The following is a 16,355-nucleotide window of genomic DNA, read 5'->3' as shown; positions in this document are numbered from 1 at the left end:
GCTCCTCCTGATGAGTGGGCTCATGCGCAGGTGCTGCTCGACGCCGCCGGGGCGTTCAAGTACAGCATGGCTTGTTCGATCGCATAGCGGCAGGCGGCTTGCGCATCGCCGAACAAGGGGACAAAGCGCAGCACGTGATCGACCGACGATCGGCCTTGGCCGCCGCGGATGGACACGCAGGCGGCGTATTCGCCCTCGCTGGTGGGTTTGGCAAACGGGCAGACAGTGTGTTTGCCCACGGCAATCGGCGCGTCGAAGAATGCGGACATGACAGGTCTGAAGAAGGTGGTTGGGGTTGGAACTTCGGTGAGCGGCGGCGCTGCCGCTCGGTCCGTGCAGCATTGAATCGTCGAGCGGGGCCCACACCAAGCGGCCGGATGGCCATCTGCGTGTAGGACGCGGCCGACCCACGCCGGGCGGGCGGCGCCTGCCGAGGCGCGCGCCGCCCGGCGGTGCTGGCGAATGGTGAGATAGTCGGCGCTGTGCGGCCTGCCGGTGCCGGGCCGTGAGGCGATGTCAGTCATGTTGTCGACCTACCGCTACCCGACCTTTGCCTACCAACGGCCCCCTGAACTCGATGCGTCGTCGGTCGCGCGAAGGCCGGTGGTGGTGGTCGGCGCCGGGCCGGTCGGCCTCACCGCCGCGATCGACTTGGCGCAGCGTGGCGTGCCTGTGTTGCTGTTTGATGACGATGACACGGTGAGCATCGGCTCACGGGGCGTCTGCTACGCCAAGCGCACGCTGGAAGTGCTCGATCGCCTGGGCTGCGGCCAGGCCATGGTCGACAAGGGCGTCACCTGGAATGTGGGGCGCACGTTCTTCGACACCCAGGAGGTGTTCCACTTCAACCTGCTGCCCGAGGCCGGTCACGAACGGCCCGGGATGATCAACCTGCAGCAGTACTACCTGGAAGAGTTCCTGGTGCGCCGCGCCGAGCAGTTGCCCGGGCTGGAGCTGCGCTGGAAGCATCGTGTTTCGCAGGTCGAGCCCCAGCGCGATGGGGTGCGCCTTCAGGTGGAGACGGCCGATGGCGGTTTCACGATGGAAGCGGATTGGCTGGTGGTGGCGGATGGCGCCCGCAGCCCGATACGACGGCAGTTGGGGCTGGATATCGAGGGCCAGGTCTTCCACGACCGATTCCTGATTGCCGACGTGGTGATGCAGGCCGACTTTCCCGCCGAGCGCTGGTTCTGGTTCGACCCGCCGTTCCACCGAGGGCAAAGCGTGCTCCTGCACAAGCAGGCCGACCGGGTCTGGCGCATCGACTTCCAGCTGGGCTGGAACGCCGACCCGGAAGAGGAGAAGAAGCCCGAGCGGGTCATTCCCCGCATTCAGGCGATGCTGTCTCAGCACCGTGGCGCCGACGACCAGCCGGCCACGGCGTGCCCGGAATTCGAGCTGGAGTGGGTCAGCGTCTACACCTTCCAGTGCCGCCGGATGCCGCAGTTTCGGCATGGCCGGGTGCTTTTCGTCGGCGATGCGGCGCACCAGGTGTCGCCCTTTGGTGCCCGGGGCGCGAATTCGGGTATCCAGGACGCTGACAACCTGGGCTGGAAGCTGCACGCCGTCATCCAGGGCGCCGCCCCTGAAGCGCTGCTGGACAGCTATGCCCACGAGCGGGGCCGTGCCGCCGACGAAAACATCCTCAACTCCACCCGGTCGACCGACTTCATCACGCCCAAGAGCGCCACCTCCAAGCTGTTTCGCGATGCGGTGCTCGGGCTGGCACGCGACCACGCATTTGCCCGCGCGCTGGTGAACTCGGGACGCCTGTCGGTGCCTACGCTGGCACTGGACTCGCCCCTGAACACGCCCGACGACTCGGGCTTTGGCGGTGGCTTGCGCCCTGGCGCCCCGATGGACGATGCGCCAGTGCTGATCGAGGGCCGATCCGCGTGGCTGCTGCGCGAAGTGGCGAACCGATCCGACGGTTTCGTGCTGCTGCTGTTCGGTGACGAGCCTCCACCGGATTGGTCAGCGTGGCCCGAGTCGCCGGTGCCACTGCGGCTGGTGCAGGTATCGGCGCGGCCACGGCCCGGGGCGTTGGTCGATGCCGAGGGGCTCGCCGCCCGACGCTACGACGCCCAGCCCGGCACCTGCTACCTCATTCGACCCGACCAGCATGTGGCTGCCCGTTGGCGCCGCTTCGACAGCGCCGCGGTGGCCGCGGCACTGTCGCGCGCCCTGCAACGTGCGCCTGCGGTGGTCTGACCCGGCCAGTGAGACGATCCCCATGCCCACTTACCTCTGTACCGAGCCGAACTTCGGCATCCCCGGCGAACGGCCCGTGCGAGCCTATTCGCCCGGCGACGACTTCTACGAAGCCTTGATCGAGACCCATCGTGGCTTGAGTGACGAGCAGAGCCAGCTCGTCAACGCCCGGCTGGTCTTGCTGCTGGCCAACCACATCGGCGACTTGCGTGTGCTGCGCGAGGCCTTGACCGCAGCGCGGGCGGGCGTGGAACCCGGGGCGGCGGCATGAGCAGCTTGCGCGTGCTCTCGGTCGCGTCGGAGATGTTCCCGCTCATCAAGACGGGCGGCCTGGCCGACGTGACCGGCGCGCTGCCCGCCGCGCTTGAATCCCATGGGGTGCAGACCTGCACGCTGCTTCCCGGCTACCCGGCGGTGCTTCGTGCCTTGACGGACACGCAGCGGATGGCCGTCTGGCCTGACTTCTTCGGTGGCGGGGCGCGCCTGCTGCAAGCCAGGTTCGAAGGGCGCGACCTGCTGGTGCTCGATGCGCCGCACCTGTATGCGCGTGAAGGCAACCCTTACCTGGGCCCCGATGGCCACGACTGGCCCGACAACGCCGAACGCTTCGCCGCCCTGTCTTTCGCAGCGGCTCGTGTGGCCTGGGGCCAGGCGGGCGTCGAGCCGCCCCAGGTGATTCACGCGCATGACTGGCAAGCTGCACTCACCCCGGCCTATCTGCACTACCTGGGTGAGGGGCTGCCTCGGCCGCGCCAAGTGCTCACGGTGCACAACCTGGCGTTCCAGGGCCGGTTCGACCGCAAGGTGTTCGGCCGGCTGGGCCTGCCCATGGGGGCCTTCACCAGCGAAGGCCTGGAATACCACGGTGACGTGGGCTTCCTGAAGACCGGCTTGCTGCTGGCCGATGCGATCACTGCGGTGAGCCCGGGCTATGCCGACGAGGTCCGCACCAGCCAGGGTGGCATGGGCCTCGATGGCATTTTGCGCTGGCGTGCCGAGGCGGTGACCGGCATCGTCAACGGCATCGATACCGAGGTCTGGAACCCGCGCACGGATGCCCACCTGGCGGCGCGCTACGACGAAGACCACCTCGACGCACGTCGTCACAACCGCCGCGCGGTCGAGCAGCACTTTGGCCTGCTGCCTGAAGACGAGGGCCTTCTGCTGTGCATGATCAGCCGGATGGCCGACCAGAAGGGCACCGACCTCGTCCTTGACGCGCTGGATGCGCTGCTGAAGGGCGGCACGCGCCTGGTGGTGCTGGGCTCTGGCGATCGCGAACTTGAAGCCAGGTGGCGTTCCGCCGCCGACCACTATCGTGGCCGACTTGGCGTTCAGGTGGGCTACGACGAACGCGTGTCGCACCTGATGCAGGGCGGCTGCGATGCGATCGTCATTCCGTCCCGCTTCGAGCCTTGCGGCCTCACCCAGCTCTGCGGCTTGCGCTATGGCTGTGTGCCCATCGTCGCCCATGTGGGTGGGCTGGCCGACACCGTCATCGATGCGAACGATGCCGCGCTGCGTGCCGGCGTGGCCACCGGCCTGCACCTGCGGTCGGTCAACCACGAAGGCCTGGTGAATGGCGTGAACAAGGCGACGCAGCTGCACGCCGATCGCCCCACTTGGCAACGCCTGCAGCGCGCCGGCATGCTCAGCGATGTGGGTTGGGAGGCCTCTGCCGCCCGCTATGCGGCGCTGTACCGACGAGGGGTGGGGCAGTGAGGGTGGTCGTGACCGCGGCGAAGCGGCCGCCGCCGACTACGGCTTGGTGACCCCGGCGGCCGACGCGTCCGGCGCCGGCGAGGCGGGGATCAACATCACATCGGCTCTGCCGCCGACGCAGCCGGTGGTCTGCCCCTTTTCGCAAGGCTTGCCGTTGTCGGGGAACTTGCGCTGGTGCCAGCCGGGCCGAAGCAGCAGCAGCATCCACAGCGCCACGACGGTGGCCACGGTGACGGCGATGATGATCAGGCGCTGGCGGCGCGAGGTGGGACGGTAGCGGTCGCTCATGGCGCGATTGTCCCAGGCCCTCAATCGGCGATCGTGTCCACCACGACCGGGTCGGCCGGCTTGGCCGCGGTGCGCAGGTTGAGCCAGGCGCCGGCGGCGCCGCAGGCCGCGATGACGCCCATGCCGACGAAGGCCCAGCCGTCTGGCACCTGCCTGAAGATCAACCACCCCAGCCCGGTGGCCACTGCGATCTGAAGGTAGACAAAGGGCATCAGCGTCGCCGTGGGGGCCATGCCCAGCGCCAGGATCAGCAGCAGGTGGCCGACGGTGCCCAGCGCGCCGATCACCAGCATCAGGCCGATGTGCGACACCGGCGCGGCCTGCAGCGTGGCCCAGACCGGGATCGGGCTGGCCATCAGGATCGGGGTGAGGATGAGTGTGCCGGTGAGGCCGGTGTAGAAGTGCGTCGCATACGGGCTCTCGCTGGACGACAGGCGACGCGTGAGCACCTGGAAGCTGGCGTAGAACAGGGCGCCGGCGAGGGGAAAGAGCACGGCCCAGCCGAACACGCCGGAGCCGGGCCGAATCACGATGAGCGCCCCGACGAACCCACCCGCCACAAGGGCCCAGCGAATGCGGCTGACCTTCTCGTGCAGCCACCATCCGGCCAGCACGATCACGACCAGCGGCGTCAGCATGTTGATGGCGGTGAACTCCGGCACCGGCATCTGCTGCACGCCGTAGAAGCTCATCGCACTGGTGGCCGCGAGCAGCAGGCCGCGGATGATCTGAAACCGCGGCTGCGCGGTGGCAAAGGCGCGCCGCCCGCCTCGTGCGGACAGCCAGATCCCCATCACCGCGGCTTGAAAGCAGTAGCGGGCCCAGAAGAAGATCAGCACCGGCATCAAGCCCCCCAGGTAGCGCGAGGTGCTGTCCATCGTCGCGAAGCAGGTCGCGGCGGATGCGATCAACAGCACGCCCAGCAGGGGGCGCTGGCGCGGCAGACCGGCGGGTGCCGTCACAGGGCGATGGCGTCGGCCGGCAGGGCGCCCGGCTGCCCCGCGCGAGGCGACTGGCGGCCTGTCAAGGTCTCGGCCCACAACGACCACAGCGGCTCGACCTTGCCTGGCAGATCCGGCAGGCTGCCGAGCGGCGTACGGCTCTCGTCGGGGGCGTGGAAGTCACTGCCGCGCGAGGCCAGGAGGTCGAATTCCAGGGCCATGTCGGCGTACTTCGATACCTCATCCGGGAAGTGGCTGCCGCAGGTGACCTCGACACCGCGGCCGCCGTGAGCCTGGAACTCGCTGAACAGCGCGAACTCGACGGTGGGCGTGAACCGGTATCGGGCGGGGTGCGCGATGGCGGCAACGCCGCCCGCCGAATGGACCCAGCGCAACGCCTCACCCAGGCCCGCCCAGCGGTGCGGCACGAAGCCGGGTTTACCTTCCTTCAGGAAGCGGCTGAACACCTCGTGCACGCTGCTGCAGTGGCCTTGCTCGACCAGGAAGCGCGCAAAGTGGGTGCGCGAAACCAGCTCGGGGTTCGGGGCCAAGGCCAGCGCGCCCTCATAGGCGCCCTCGATGCCCGCTTTGGCCAGGCTTTCGCCCATCTCCTGGGCTCGGGTGATGCGGCCTGCGCGCAACTGGGCCAAGCCCTGCACCAGGCCCGGGTGATCGGGATCGAAACCGAATCCGAGAATGTGCACGGTTTCGCCAGCGAAGCTCACCGAGATCTCGACGCCGCTGACATAGGCCATGCCCAGCGCCTCGGCGGCAGAGCGGGCTTCCTGCTGGCCCGCGACTTCGTCGTGGTCGGTCAGGGACCAGAGGCGGACGCCGCCATCGAACGCCCGTTGGGCGAGCTCGGTGGGGCTGAGGCTGCCGTCCGACGAGGTCGAATGGGAATGAAGGTCGGCGTTCAGCAAGTGCACCCCGGGATTGTAAAAACTCGTTGCCTCTCGCGCTGGCGAAGGGGCTTCGCGCGTCGTGCGTTTCGGCCGATCCCGGCTGCAACTTTGCAGGGGCGTCGCCCCCAACCAAGGCCGACGTTGGGCCGGACCTTGGGGGAGGTCAGTTGCCTCGCGCCGCGTAGATGCGGCCGCCCGAGGTCTCCTGGATCTGTTGCACCAGGTCCATGCGGCGGGGGCCGATCCAGTCGGGGTGCGACAGATCGATCACGCGGCAGATCACGGGCGCGTCGAGCAGCGCCTGCAACTCCGCCCATTCGTGCCGAGGGCCAGGCTGCTCCAGCGAGGTCGAGCGCTCGATCACCAGCAGGTGCAACACCCAGCCTCGCGCGCGGGTGTCGGTCTTCGCCAGCAGCCAGGCTCGGCCCACGGCCGGCTCGCGCTTCAGGCGATCGAGCAGCGGGCGCAGCGATCGGCCGCCCATCTTCGCGGGCCCCAACAGCTGCAGGCCGGAGAAGTCGGTGAGCACGTCCATCGCCTTGGCCGCGTCGCGTTCGAGTTCGGCGATGCGCAGCCGCACGGCCCGCAGCGCCTCGATGCCCTCGCGTTGGATCAACGCGCGCTCCAGGCGGCGGGCCGCGGGCAGGGCCCAGGCCTGGTCGTGGCTGTCGCTGGCGCCACCGCGCGCGTCGTCGGCGTGTTCGTCTGAGAGCTCGCGCAGCAGCCCCAGCGCTTCGTTGGCGTCCGGCGGCAGATCGGGCAGCAGGTGCCGCGATGGCAGCAGCCCCCGCGCGTCCAGCAGCGTGCAGGCCAGCAGGAACCGCGCCCCGGGGCTCTTGGGGTATCGAGAGACGGCTTCGCGTGCGATGGGCACGGCGCTGGCCGGCCCCTTCACCAGGCTGGCGGTGCGGATCCACAGCAGGTGGTCGTCGAGGGCCAGCGGGCGCGAGGTATGGCTTTCGACCAGCTCGGTCAGCAGCTTCTCCCGCTCGCGGTGGGTGGCGTGCACTTCGGCCCACTGCGCGGCAGCTTCTCGTTGCCAGTAGGTGTCGAGCAGGTCGATCCAGCTGTCGAGTTGGCGCCCCAGCAGGGCGTCGGCGGCACTGCGGCCCTCGCTGGCCCGCTTGGACAGGCGCGCCGCATCGCCGGTGAGCGCCAGCCGATCGCGCAGCGAAGCCCGAAGGTCGCCCTTGGGGGGCAGGGCCTGCAGCGAATCATGCAACCAGCCGGTCGCCTGGGGGTGGCGCAGGCTGGCGCCGATCAAGGCGCGCAATTCGCGCAGCGGCAGCACATTGGGCAGATGGGATTCGCGGGCGCTGGCCCAACGCTGCGGCCAGAACACCTCGTCGAGAAAGCGCCGTTGAACCGCCGGGCCCATCAAGCCCGTGGCCAGCGCAGTGGCGCCGCATTGGCTGAGAACCAGCCGGTCGGCGATGGCCGCTTCCTCGCGGCCCAGCACCACCGCCCGGGCGTTGAAGCGCGGCAGGAACCGCTCCATGAACGGGGCCAGCAGCGCGTCTTGCCACCAGGGCAGCAAGCGCGACCGCGTCCAGCCGTCTTCCAGCACCTGCCAGGTGCGGCGTTGGCGTTCGACCCAGGCGGCCGGTTCGCGAAGCGCTTCTTTCAGCGCATCGCGCCAGTTGCCTTGCTTGCGCAGGGGCGCCAGGGCATGCGTGATCAGGGCGGCCAAGGGCTCGGTGCCCAGCGCCATCATCAGCGGCAGGCCGATGATCAGCACTCGCCGAGGCAGGCCGAGGATGCCCAGGCGCGGCTGCATCACGAGCTTCACGTCCAGCGAGACGTCGAAGCGGAGTTCATCCACGGGGGCGGCGTCCAGCCCGGCGCGCATTTTCTCGACCAGGGCATGGACTTCCTTGGCCTGGTGGGGATCGATCGCCACACCTTCCAGCGGCGGCGCCTGAAGCCTCAGGGCACGGACCACCGGCCAGCTGGCCGCCAGCAGCAGCAGCCCCGGAATCAGCCACAGTGCGCCCCAGGACCCATGCAGCCAGCCGATCAGGCAGACGAGCAGGCCCAGGCCCAGCAGCAGGGCCAGCCCCGCGATGGCGCCCAATGCCAAGGCAGCATCACGCCCGGTGCGGCGTGCAAATTCGCGCGGACGATCGCGCCAAGTGTTGGTATGCCGGCCGACTTGCCGGCGAAACCATGCGTCATCCATCATGCGTGGAAGCGTTTCTCTCAACTGCAGAATTCCCGAGCCTGGATTGTCCGCCCTGCGCGGAACGCACAGCGTGACGTCGTACGCGTTGTCAAGAAGCCCGATCGCGCAATGTGAAACGTGATGTGACGGTCGGACGTGAATTCCGCCCGCCCTGTGCGCGGTCTGGCACTCGGGTGGTCAGCGTTCGACCCGAAGCAGTTGGCCGCTGTCGGTCAGCAGATAGATCCACCCATCCGGCCCCTGACGCACACACCGCACGCGGGTGTGCAGCATGCCGGAAAGCGGCTGGTCGCGCGAGACCTCGCTGTTGCCATTGAGCACCACTCGCCACAAAGTCTGTCCCGCCAGCGCCCCGATGAAGACGTTGCCCTGCCACTCGGGGAAGCCGCTGCCGGTGTAGAACAGCAATGAACTCGGGGCGGTGGAGATGGGCACCCAGTAGGACACCGGCTCCACGTACTGCGGTGCATGGGTGCCACCACCGATGCGGCAGCCTTCTCCGACGGGCGAGCCATAAGGGCAGCCGTAGCTCACCAGCGGCCAGCCATGGTTGCCGCCGCGCTGCACGCGGTTGAGTTCGTCGCCGCCTTGCGGGCCGTGCTCGGTGTTCCACAAGTCACCCGTCGAGGGGCGTATGGCGATGCCCTGCGGGTTGCGGTGGCCGTAGCTCCACAGCTCGGGCCGCGCGCCGGTTCCGATCGTCGGGTTGTCAGGCGGTATCGAGCCATCCGGGCGAATGCGGACGATCTTGCCCAGCGAAGTGGCCAGATCCTGGGCGGGCGTGCCCTTCTGGCGCTCGCCCAGCGAGATGAACAAGCTGCCATCCGAGCCGAACACCATGCGCGAGCCGAAATGCCCGCTGCCGCTGGTCTTGGGCACCTGACGATAGATGACTTCGAGACCCTGCAGCGCATTGCCCACCAGGCGGCCCCGCGCCACGGCGGTGCCCGACAAGCCGGCCTCCGAGCCGGTGCCGCGCTCGGCGTAGCTGAGGTAGACCCACGGCGTCGTGGCGAACTGAGGGTCGATCACCACATCCAACAGACCGCCCTGGCCCTCGTCGACCACCGCCGGAACGCCGCTGATGTCGGCCTCGATGCTCTTGCCGTCGGCCGACAGGCGACGCAGGCGGCCGGCCTTCTCGGCCACCAGCATGCGCCCATCGGGCAGGAAGGCCAGGCTCCAGGGGTTGGCGAGCTGGGTGTTGAGGGTGGTCAGCTTCGTGCCGGAAGGAGGCGGAGGTGACGGCGGGTTGCCGGCCGCGCTGCCACCTCCACACCCCGCGAGCAACCCCGCCCACAAGGCGGTGAGGGCGCCAAGGCGCGCGGCGTGTTGCACCCAGGCGCGGGGCGAAGGGGCGGTGGGGGTGAAAGCGGTTCGAGACATGCGGTCGATGGTCGCATTCTGTGGTGTCGTTGCCAAGCGCGAACGCCGCGACGCCGGTGTCGGCCCGGGCGATCGCGTCGTCGTCCTACAGGGTGGGGGCGGGTGCTCCGATGTGGGCGGCAGCGGGCACGGGGCAGCATCGAGCTGACTTGCCACTGCTTCAGGAGGGCCCGATGAGCTTGACCCGATTGACCTCTCGCGCCGCAAGGGCGTCCACGCTGAAGGGCGCTTGCCTCGTGGCGTGCACGCTCGTCGCATTCGCGTCGGCCCCGGCCAATGCCGCCGGCACGTCGACAGCGACGGCACCCGCGGCAACCAGCCCCTCGGCCGCCCGCGCGCAGTACGCGCGGGACACGGCGCGATGCCGGACGCTGCCCTTGAAGTCCACCCAGCGCGCCAACTGCCTCAGCGAGGCGAGCACGGCCTTGGCCCAGGCTCAGCCCGACAAGCCGACCGAGGCCCCGGACGTACTCATCCGCAATGCCATGCGCCGTTGCGACCCCTTGCCCGAGCCAGACAAGCGCGATTGCCTGGCCCGCATGCAAGGCCAGGGCACCCTCAGCGGCAGTGTGGCCAGCGGCGGCATCCTGCGCGAGCTGGTGACGCGCGAGGTGGTGGATCCCTCCAAGTTGCCGCCCACGGCGGCCGGGGCGCCTGTGTCGGGCGCATCTGGCGCATCCGGGGCGTCCAGCGCGTCGGGCGTGACGCCCCCTGTGCCTGCGCCGGCCGCCGCACCCGCACCTGCGGTCCCCACGCCGCAGCCCTCATCGGCCGACCCGGCGAGGGCCCCCATGCCGCCCACGCCGCCCATGCCCCCGGCGCCACCCGTCGAGCAGGTGCCGCCCGCGGGGTACCCCCCGCTGCCGATGCGGCCCACCCCTTGAGGGGGCCGCTGCGGTAGCAGCAACGGCAGCAGCAGCCACGGGGCGGGCGCCGAGCCCGCCCCGACTCATCACTGTTTGAAGAAGGGCGTGATCGCGTCCATCCAGTCCCGCTTGGCGAGCCATTGGTTGCCGCGCTGGTACATCACGCCGTATTCGTTCGGATTGTTGGCGCCCCGGTATTCCCAGTAGGCGAAGCCGATGCGGTTGTCGACCAGGTGCGACAGCACCACCTTCACTGCCTTGACGTTCGGGTCTTCACCTGAGCGAACGCCCACCTGCTGCACGAACACCGGCACCTTGTGCTCAGTGCGCAGCGCCAGCAGCATCTTGGCCCGGCTGCGCAGCTCGTCGAGGCTCGCCTCATCGGCGCCGCGCCTGGCATGCAGAAACAGGTTGCCGGTGTACACGACATCCTTCCAACCCGGATCGTAAACCTGGGCGATGGCGGGTGCCTTGTAGGCGCGGCCACCAATCAGCGTCGGCACGCCGGGGGCCGCCTCCCGGATGACGCCCATCACTTCAGCGTAGAAGGCCTTGATCTGTTCGTCGGGCACCCCGGGCGGGTTGGGCTCGGGCAGCGGTTCGAACATCCCGATGTAGGGCGTGTCCTTGTAGCGGTTGGCGATGAAGCGCCAGACGGCGAGGAACTTCTGGCGCATGGCCTTGTCCGTCCAGAAGTTGTGGCCCTGCACGAATTCCCCTTTGGGATCGCAGTAGCGCTTCTCCTCAGCGTTCTGGGTGCCGTTCTGGCCGCAATCTGAATCGATGAACAGAACGATCCAGAGCTTGGCGCTGGAGGCCCACTGGACCATCTCGTCCAGGTGCTTGAGGTGCGCAGCGCTGATGCCGGCCGTGGAGGTGGCGTTGTCGTCGCGGCTGTCGATGCCGTGCCCCTCGTAGAAGCCCCACCACCGCAGCGGGATCCGCACCACGTTCGCACCCTGGGCCGCGTTGTCGCTCGCATCCGTGGGTTGGGCCTTGCCCCAGTGTCCCCAATTCCACCCGCGCAGCAAGATGGGCTGGCCGGATGGGTCGACGATTTCCTGGCCGCGCACCGCGAGGTGCGGGGTGGCGGCCGTGGCGCTGGTGTGGGCGGTCAGGGCCAGAGGCAGGCACCAGGCCGCGCAGAGGCGACGTGAAAACATGAGGGGTTCCTTGGGAATGCGTGGACAGGCGCAGCGGCAAACGGCTTGCCCGCCGCAGTCTGCATGCCGAATCACCTGACTTGGCCCCGGCGACAGGAAACCAGACGTCAGTGTTGGCTCAAGCCGCGTCGGATCACCGGGGCAATGCGGGCCACCAGCGCCGCGATTTGTGGGACCGGGCTTCCCGCATACGAGAGCACCAGCCCACGCCGCAGGGTGCCGACGCAGTACACCGACAGTGGGATGACCGTGGCACCGGCCGAGCGACATTGCAAGGCCAGGGCCTGATCGTCGACGGCGTCCGGCAGGCCGATCGTCAGGTGCACGCCGCGCGCGCCGCCCAACAGCCGCAGCCGGTCCGGGCTGTCCAGCCCATCGGGCAGGTGCTGCCACAGAGCCTGGACCAAGGCTTCACGTCGGGCGCCGAACTCTCGCCGCAGCGCGCGCACATGGGCCGCGTAGTGCCCCTCGGCCATGAAGCGCGCCAATGCGTGCTGCACGAGTTGGTCGCCATCGCGGTAGAAATCGGCCGAGGCGTCGCCGAACACGGTGGCCAGCGCCGCCGGCACCACCATGAAGCCCACGCGGATGCCGGGGTACATCGTCTTGCTGAAGCTGCCCAGGTAGAGCACCCGGCCACCCGCATCCACGTCGCTGTCCAGCCCTTGCAGCGAGGGGAAGGGCATGCCGGTGTAGCGGTACTCGCTGTCGTAGTCGTCTTCAATCAACAGCATGTCGTGCTGCCGAGCATGGGCCAACCAGTCGAGCCGGCGCGCCAGCGGCATGACGGCGCCGGTGGGGAACTGGTGCGACGGTGTCAGGTACGCCAGGCGAACCCGCGCTGCTTGCCGGCCCGCAGCGGGCGGCACGGGCACGCCATCGGCGTCGACATCGATGGGGTGCAATGCCAGCCCGAGGTCCGACAGCGTCTGGCTCGCGCCCCAGTAACAGGGGTTCTCGATCCACACCCGGTCGCCCGGATCGCACAACAGCCGCGCGATCAGGTCGAGCGACTGCGCGGTGCTGTCCGTGATGATGACCTGCTGCGCCTCGCAGCGCACGCCGCGCGTGGCACGCACATGCTGCGCAATCGCCTGCCGCAGGGCCGGGGCCCCACCAGGCTCACCGGCGCCCAGCAGTGCCGCATCGGCCTGCCGCAGCGGCTGGGCGAGCAGCCGATTCCACAGCCCGTGCGGGAACAGGTCGGCATCGAACAGGCCGGGGCAGAAGGGCTCCCGGCTCCAGAAACGGTGCAATGGGTGGGCCTGGTAGCGCAGGCCGCGTGCCGACAGGCTGGGCGCCGACAGGCCGGGCGCAAAGGGGCTGGATGACGACAAGCCGGTCGACTTGGCCGGTGCCCGGGCAGGCCGTGCGTTCGGCCGTGCGACCACCCGCTCGGGCATCACCTTGCAGGCATACGTGCCCGAGCCTTGTCCCGCCACCACGAAGCCCTCGGCCGCCAACTGGGCGTACACCGCCACCAACGTGTTGCGGGCCACGCCCAAACGCAGGGCCAGGGCGCGGGTCGCCGGCAGACGTTGGCCTGGAGCGATCACGCCCTGCAGCACGGCATCGCGCAGGGATTGCGCCAGGCGGGTGCCGAGAGCCAGCTCCGGCCGGGAAGACAGGCGGGCGGCGATCCAACCGGCCAGCGTGTCGTGCAATGCAAGCGTGGACGAAGCCTGTGCCATGGTTCACATCCGGCGAGGCGGGCAATCAAAGTGGACCAATGCATGCCGCCTCAATTGGCCCAGTTGATTGGGCCAATCTGATCCTATCATCCCGCCAGGATTGCTTTCCACAAAAACATGACGCCGATCACGCCCTTGCCGCCCATCGATCCCGCACAGGCTGCTGCCGCCCTGTCTCGCCTTGGTGTGAAGGCGGTGGAATGCGCGCTGGGTGATTTCACCTCGTTGGCCCGTGGCAAGCGGGTGAACTGCGACGACTTCCTCTCGTTGGGCGGCTGCAAGCTGCCCTCGGTCATTCTGGGACTGACGCTGACCGCCGGTGAGCCGGACGACGTTTTCGGCCCGATGCTGCCCACCAGCTACATCGACATGAACCTCGTGCCCGATCTGTCGACGCTGGCGCCTCGGCCCGGTCGTCCGGGCGAGGCCTCGGTGATCTGCGAGCCGACCGGGCGTTGGTGGTCGGCCCACCATGGCCGCGAGATCGATGCGAGCGAGTTGTCGCCCCGGGCTGCGTTGCGTCGGGTGATCGCCGGGTTCGAAGCGCAGGGACTTCAGGCGCTGGTGGCACCGGAGCTTGAGCTCTTCTTGCTGCACCGCGAAGAGGCCGAGGGCCAGGTGGCTCTCAGCAGTGCCCGCGCCAAGCCCGGTGCCTTGGCGCGTGAATCGGCGTGCGAAGCCTTTTCGCTGGAGCGCGCTGGCCACTTCGAAGCCTATTTCGACGAGCTTTACGCGGCGTGTGAAGCGCTGGGCATTCCGCTGTCGGGCCATGCGCATGAATCTGCGCTGTCGCAGTTTGAAGTGAATTTCCGCCCCGGCGATCCCCTGGCGCAGGCCGATGCGGTCTTCCGCTTCAAGCGGGTGGCGCGCGAAATCGCGGCCCGCCACGGCTTCCTGGCCAGCTTTGCAGCGAAGCCCTTCCTGGATCAGCCCGGCACCGGCATGCACTGGCACTTCAGCGTGCAGCGCCGCGGCGGTGAAGGTGAATGGCCGCATCTGTTTGCGCACGCGTCGGGCGACAGCAGCCCCCAGCTGGGCCACTTCATCGCGGGCCTGCAAACCCACACCCCCGCGGCGATGGCGTTCTTCGCGCCTTATGACATGGCCTATGACCGCATCGCGCTCAGCGATGCGTCACCCTCGCATTCGAGCTGGGGGCCTGAAGACCGCTCGTTCGCATTCCGCATTCCCAGCTCGGGCCCGCAGGCGCGGCGCGTTGAAAACCGGCTGCCCGGGGGCGATGCCAACCCGTATCTGACGGTGGCCGCCACCTTGGGCCTGGGCCTGGCCGGTTTGGCTGCGGGCCAGGCGCCGCACGCAGGGGTTGACGACGCCCACGCTCTGCCGCGCACCTTGCCGACCGCGCTCGATGCCCTGTCTGCCAGCACCACGTTGCGTGAGCTGTTCGGCGCGCCGCTCGTCGATGCGTATGTCGCGATCAAGCGCCACGAGCATGCCGAGCGATCGAAGTTCGCCGAACCCCGGCACCAGTGGGATCTGACCCATCTGGTCGAACTGGCCTGATCTCGCTCGACGCCACCGATTTCGTCTTCCACCCCTTCACTCACCGTTGTTCCACGCACCCCGACGGGTGCGCGCCGGGCCTGTCCCGGACGCAGCCGTCGCGGCGGTCAGCCCCCTTCCATGGGTTGATCGGCCCGGTGCAGAAAGGCCCATCCGATGTTCCGCAGCAGCTCTCAGCACACCGACACCTACTACGCCGCCACTTCGCGCGAGTGGCAAGTGCCCCGTGCCTCCCTCGATGAGCACCTGAGCGCGGACGTGTGCGTCGTCGGTGCCGGCTTTTTCGGCCTGTACTGCGCTCTCGAGCTGGCCCGCGCCGGCAAGAAGGTGGTGGTGCTCGACGCCAGCCGCGTGGGCTGGGGCGCCTCGGGCCGCAATGGCGGCCAGATGATCATCGGCTTTCCCTGCGGCATGCAGCGGCTGAAGAACGTCATGGGCTACGAGCGAGCCAAGGAGATGTTCGACGAATCGCGCCGCGCGGTGCGCCGCATCCGCACGCTGATGCGTGAAGAGCAGATCGATTGCGACCTCGTCGAGGGCCACCTCGAAGTGGCGGTGCTGCCCCGCCGTGTGGCCGACCTCACCGGCTGGATCGAGGAATGCCAGAAAGAATGGTTCTACGACAAGCTTCAGTTCGTCGACAAGACCGAATTGCCGAAGTACCTGAACTCGGCGCGCTACCAGGCCGGGATCATCGACCCGGAAGGGGCGCACATTCACCCGCTGAAGTATGTGCTGGGCCTGGCCCGGGCCGTCGAAGCCGCGGGCGTCCGCATCTTCGAGCAGACGAAGGTCGAGGGCTATGACGAGGGCCCCAACGGCATCACCGTGCGGGTGGCCGGGGGCCTGCGCGTCAAGTGCGATCAGATCGTGCTCGGTGCCAATGCCTACGTCGATCGCGTCGAGCCCAAGCTGGCCTCGCGCATGCTGCCGGTGGGCACCTTCATCGGTGTCACCGAGGTGCTCGGCGAATCCGTCTGCCGCAGCATGATCCCGAAGAACCACGCGGTCTACGACAACCAGTTCATCCTGGAGTACTTCCGCACCACGGCCGATCACCGCCTGCTCTTCGGTGGCAAGTGCACCTACCTGGGTGGCACACCGACCAATTTGCCGGAGGCGATGAAGACCAACATCACGCGAGCATTCCCGCAGTTGAAGGACGCCAAGATGGAGTACGCCTGGGGTGGCCACATCGACATCACCATGCGACGCATGCCCGACTGGGGCCGCCGCAACGATCGCGTCTTCTGGGCGCAGGGCTTCTGCGGCCACGGCGTGGTGCCCACCCGTGTGGCGGCGACCTTGGTCACCGAAGCGATGCTGGGCAACACGGAGCGGCTGGACTGGTTCTCCGGCATCGTCAACCCGCCGTTCCCCGGCGGCGAACGCCTGGGCGGCCTGATGCAGGCCGTGGGCATGAGCTACTACCGCGTCCGCGATTTCGTCTGAGACCACGCCCCACCCGCAGGCCGG

At 68.7% G+C, this 16,355-nt stretch carries 14 protein-coding genes; 6 read left to right on the top strand and 8 right to left on the bottom strand.

Annotation, left to right across the window (positions count from 1 at the left end; all coding sequences use genetic code 11):
• Positions 1-20: 20 nt before the first annotated feature.
• The gene (locus tag AACH06_RS19520; RefSeq protein WP_341427439.1) at positions 21-269 is read right to left on the bottom strand and encodes a hypothetical protein; all 249 of its coding nucleotides are present in this window, start codon (positions 267-269) and stop codon (positions 21-23) included.
• Between the two features lie 253 nt (positions 270-522).
• Between AACH06_RS19520 and AACH06_RS19515 the strand changes: the two genes are divergently transcribed.
• Genes AACH06_RS19515 through glgA form a run of 3 tightly spaced genes read left to right on the top strand, consistent with a single transcriptional unit; the run spans position 523 to position 3,933 of the window.
• Positions 523-2,211, top strand: coding sequence for an FAD-dependent oxidoreductase (locus AACH06_RS19515; RefSeq protein ID WP_341427438.1), 1,689 nt, complete (start codon positions 523-525; stop codon positions 2,209-2,211).
• A 22-nt stretch (positions 2,212-2,233) separates the two neighbouring features.
• On the top strand, positions 2,234-2,482 hold the full coding sequence (locus AACH06_RS19510; protein WP_341427437.1) for a DUF2783 domain-containing protein: 249 nt from the start codon (positions 2,234-2,236) through the stop codon (positions 2,480-2,482).
• Complete coding sequence (glgA, locus tag AACH06_RS19505; protein ID WP_341427436.1) at positions 2,479-3,933, top strand: glycogen synthase GlgA; 1,455 nt, start codon at positions 2,479-2,481, stop codon at positions 3,931-3,933. Before AACH06_RS19510 ends, glgA begins: the two co-directional genes overlap by 4 nt.
• A gap of 36 nt (positions 3,934-3,969) precedes the next feature.
• Here glgA and AACH06_RS19500 read toward each other — a convergent pair whose 3' ends face one another.
• The 5 genes from AACH06_RS19500 to AACH06_RS19480 all read right to left on the bottom strand — a co-directional run bounded on the left by AACH06_RS19500 (position 3,970) and on the right by AACH06_RS19480 (position 9,635).
• Positions 3,970-4,221, bottom strand: coding sequence for a hypothetical protein (locus AACH06_RS19500; RefSeq protein WP_341427435.1), 252 nt, complete (start codon positions 4,219-4,221; stop codon positions 3,970-3,972).
• A gap of 20 nt (positions 4,222-4,241) precedes the next feature.
• Positions 4,242-5,183, bottom strand: coding sequence for a DMT family transporter (locus AACH06_RS19495; RefSeq protein WP_341427434.1), 942 nt, complete (start codon positions 5,181-5,183; stop codon positions 4,242-4,244).
• Positions 5,180-6,091 (bottom strand): PHP domain-containing protein, encoded by a 912-nt coding sequence (locus tag AACH06_RS19490; RefSeq protein WP_341427433.1) that lies wholly within the window; start codon positions 6,089-6,091, stop codon positions 5,180-5,182. The genes AACH06_RS19495 and AACH06_RS19490 overlap by 4 nt, the downstream gene beginning before the upstream one ends.
• Positions 6,092-6,230: 139 nt before the next feature.
• The gene (locus tag AACH06_RS19485) at positions 6,231-8,147 is read right to left on the bottom strand and encodes a M48 family metalloprotease (RefSeq protein WP_341427432.1); all 1,917 of its coding nucleotides are present in this window, start codon (positions 8,145-8,147) and stop codon (positions 6,231-6,233) included.
• A gap of 279 nt (positions 8,148-8,426) precedes the next feature.
• Complete coding sequence (locus AACH06_RS19480) at positions 8,427-9,635, bottom strand: PQQ-dependent sugar dehydrogenase (protein WP_341427431.1); 1,209 nt, start codon at positions 9,633-9,635, stop codon at positions 8,427-8,429.
• 173 nt (positions 9,636-9,808) lie between these two features.
• On the opposite strand from AACH06_RS19480, the gene AACH06_RS19475 reads away from it, so the two are divergent.
• A complete protein-coding gene (locus AACH06_RS19475) occupies positions 9,809-10,519 on the top strand; it encodes a hypothetical protein (RefSeq protein WP_341427430.1) in 711 nt (236 codons plus the stop codon).
• Between the two features lie 68 nt (positions 10,520-10,587).
• On the opposite strand, the gene AACH06_RS19470 is transcribed toward AACH06_RS19475, so the two are convergent.
• Together AACH06_RS19470 and pdxR are read right to left on the bottom strand one after the other, a co-directional pair.
• Complete coding sequence (locus AACH06_RS19470; RefSeq protein ID WP_341427429.1) at positions 10,588-11,664, bottom strand: glycoside hydrolase family 5 protein; 1,077 nt, start codon at positions 11,662-11,664, stop codon at positions 10,588-10,590.
• 107 nt (positions 11,665-11,771) lie between these two features.
• Complete coding sequence (gene pdxR, locus AACH06_RS19465) at positions 11,772-13,355, bottom strand: MocR-like pyridoxine biosynthesis transcription factor PdxR (RefSeq protein ID WP_341427428.1); 1,584 nt, start codon at positions 13,353-13,355, stop codon at positions 11,772-11,774.
• A 117-nt stretch (positions 13,356-13,472) separates the two neighbouring features.
• On the opposite strand from pdxR, the gene AACH06_RS19460 reads away from it, so the two are divergent.
• Positions 13,473-14,879 (top strand): glutamine synthetase family protein, encoded by a 1,407-nt coding sequence (locus AACH06_RS19460; RefSeq protein ID WP_341427427.1) that lies wholly within the window; start codon positions 13,473-13,475, stop codon positions 14,877-14,879.
• A gap of 156 nt (positions 14,880-15,035) precedes the next feature.
• On the top strand, positions 15,036-16,331 hold the full coding sequence (locus tag AACH06_RS19455; RefSeq protein ID WP_341427426.1) for an NAD(P)/FAD-dependent oxidoreductase: 1,296 nt from the start codon (positions 15,036-15,038) through the stop codon (positions 16,329-16,331).
• Positions 16,332-16,355: the final 24 nt, after the last annotated feature.

The organism is Ideonella lacteola (assembly GCF_038066555.1).
Lineage (GTDB): Bacteria > Pseudomonadota > Gammaproteobacteria > Burkholderiales > Burkholderiaceae_C > Ideonella > Ideonella lacteola.
Note: the sequence above shows the minus strand (reverse complement) of the source record. Positions and strands in the feature narration are given on the sequence as shown.

What these genes read in the sequence shown, in the direction of transcription:
- AACH06_RS19520 (WP_341427439.1), bottom strand. Translation starts at nt 269, where the DNA reads ATGTCCGCATTCTTCGACGCGCCGATTGCCGTGGGCAAACACACTGTC.
- AACH06_RS19515 (WP_341427438.1), top strand. Translation starts at nt 523, where the DNA reads ATGTTGTCGACCTACCGCTACCCGACCTTTGCCTACCAACGGCCCCCT.
- AACH06_RS19510 (WP_341427437.1), top strand. Translation starts at nt 2,234, where the DNA reads ATGCCCACTTACCTCTGTACCGAGCCGAACTTCGGCATCCCCGGCGAA.
- glgA (WP_341427436.1), top strand. Translation starts at nt 2,479, where the DNA reads ATGAGCAGCTTGCGCGTGCTCTCGGTCGCGTCGGAGATGTTCCCGCTC.
- AACH06_RS19500 (WP_341427435.1), bottom strand. Translation starts at nt 4,221, where the DNA reads ATGAGCGACCGCTACCGTCCCACCTCGCGCCGCCAGCGCCTGATCATC.
- AACH06_RS19480 (WP_341427431.1), bottom strand. Translation starts at nt 9,635, where the DNA reads ATGTCTCGAACCGCTTTCACCCCCACCGCCCCTTCGCCCCGCGCCTGG.
- AACH06_RS19475 (WP_341427430.1), top strand. Translation starts at nt 9,809, where the DNA reads ATGAGCTTGACCCGATTGACCTCTCGCGCCGCAAGGGCGTCCACGCTG.
- AACH06_RS19470 (WP_341427429.1), bottom strand. Translation starts at nt 11,664, where the DNA reads ATGTTTTCACGTCGCCTCTGCGCGGCCTGGTGCCTGCCTCTGGCCCTG.
- pdxR (WP_341427428.1), bottom strand. Translation starts at nt 13,355, where the DNA reads ATGGCACAGGCTTCGTCCACGCTTGCATTGCACGACACGCTGGCCGGT.
- AACH06_RS19460 (WP_341427427.1), top strand. Translation starts at nt 13,473, where the DNA reads ATGACGCCGATCACGCCCTTGCCGCCCATCGATCCCGCACAGGCTGCT.
- AACH06_RS19455 (WP_341427426.1), top strand. Translation starts at nt 15,036, where the DNA reads ATGTTCCGCAGCAGCTCTCAGCACACCGACACCTACTACGCCGCCACT.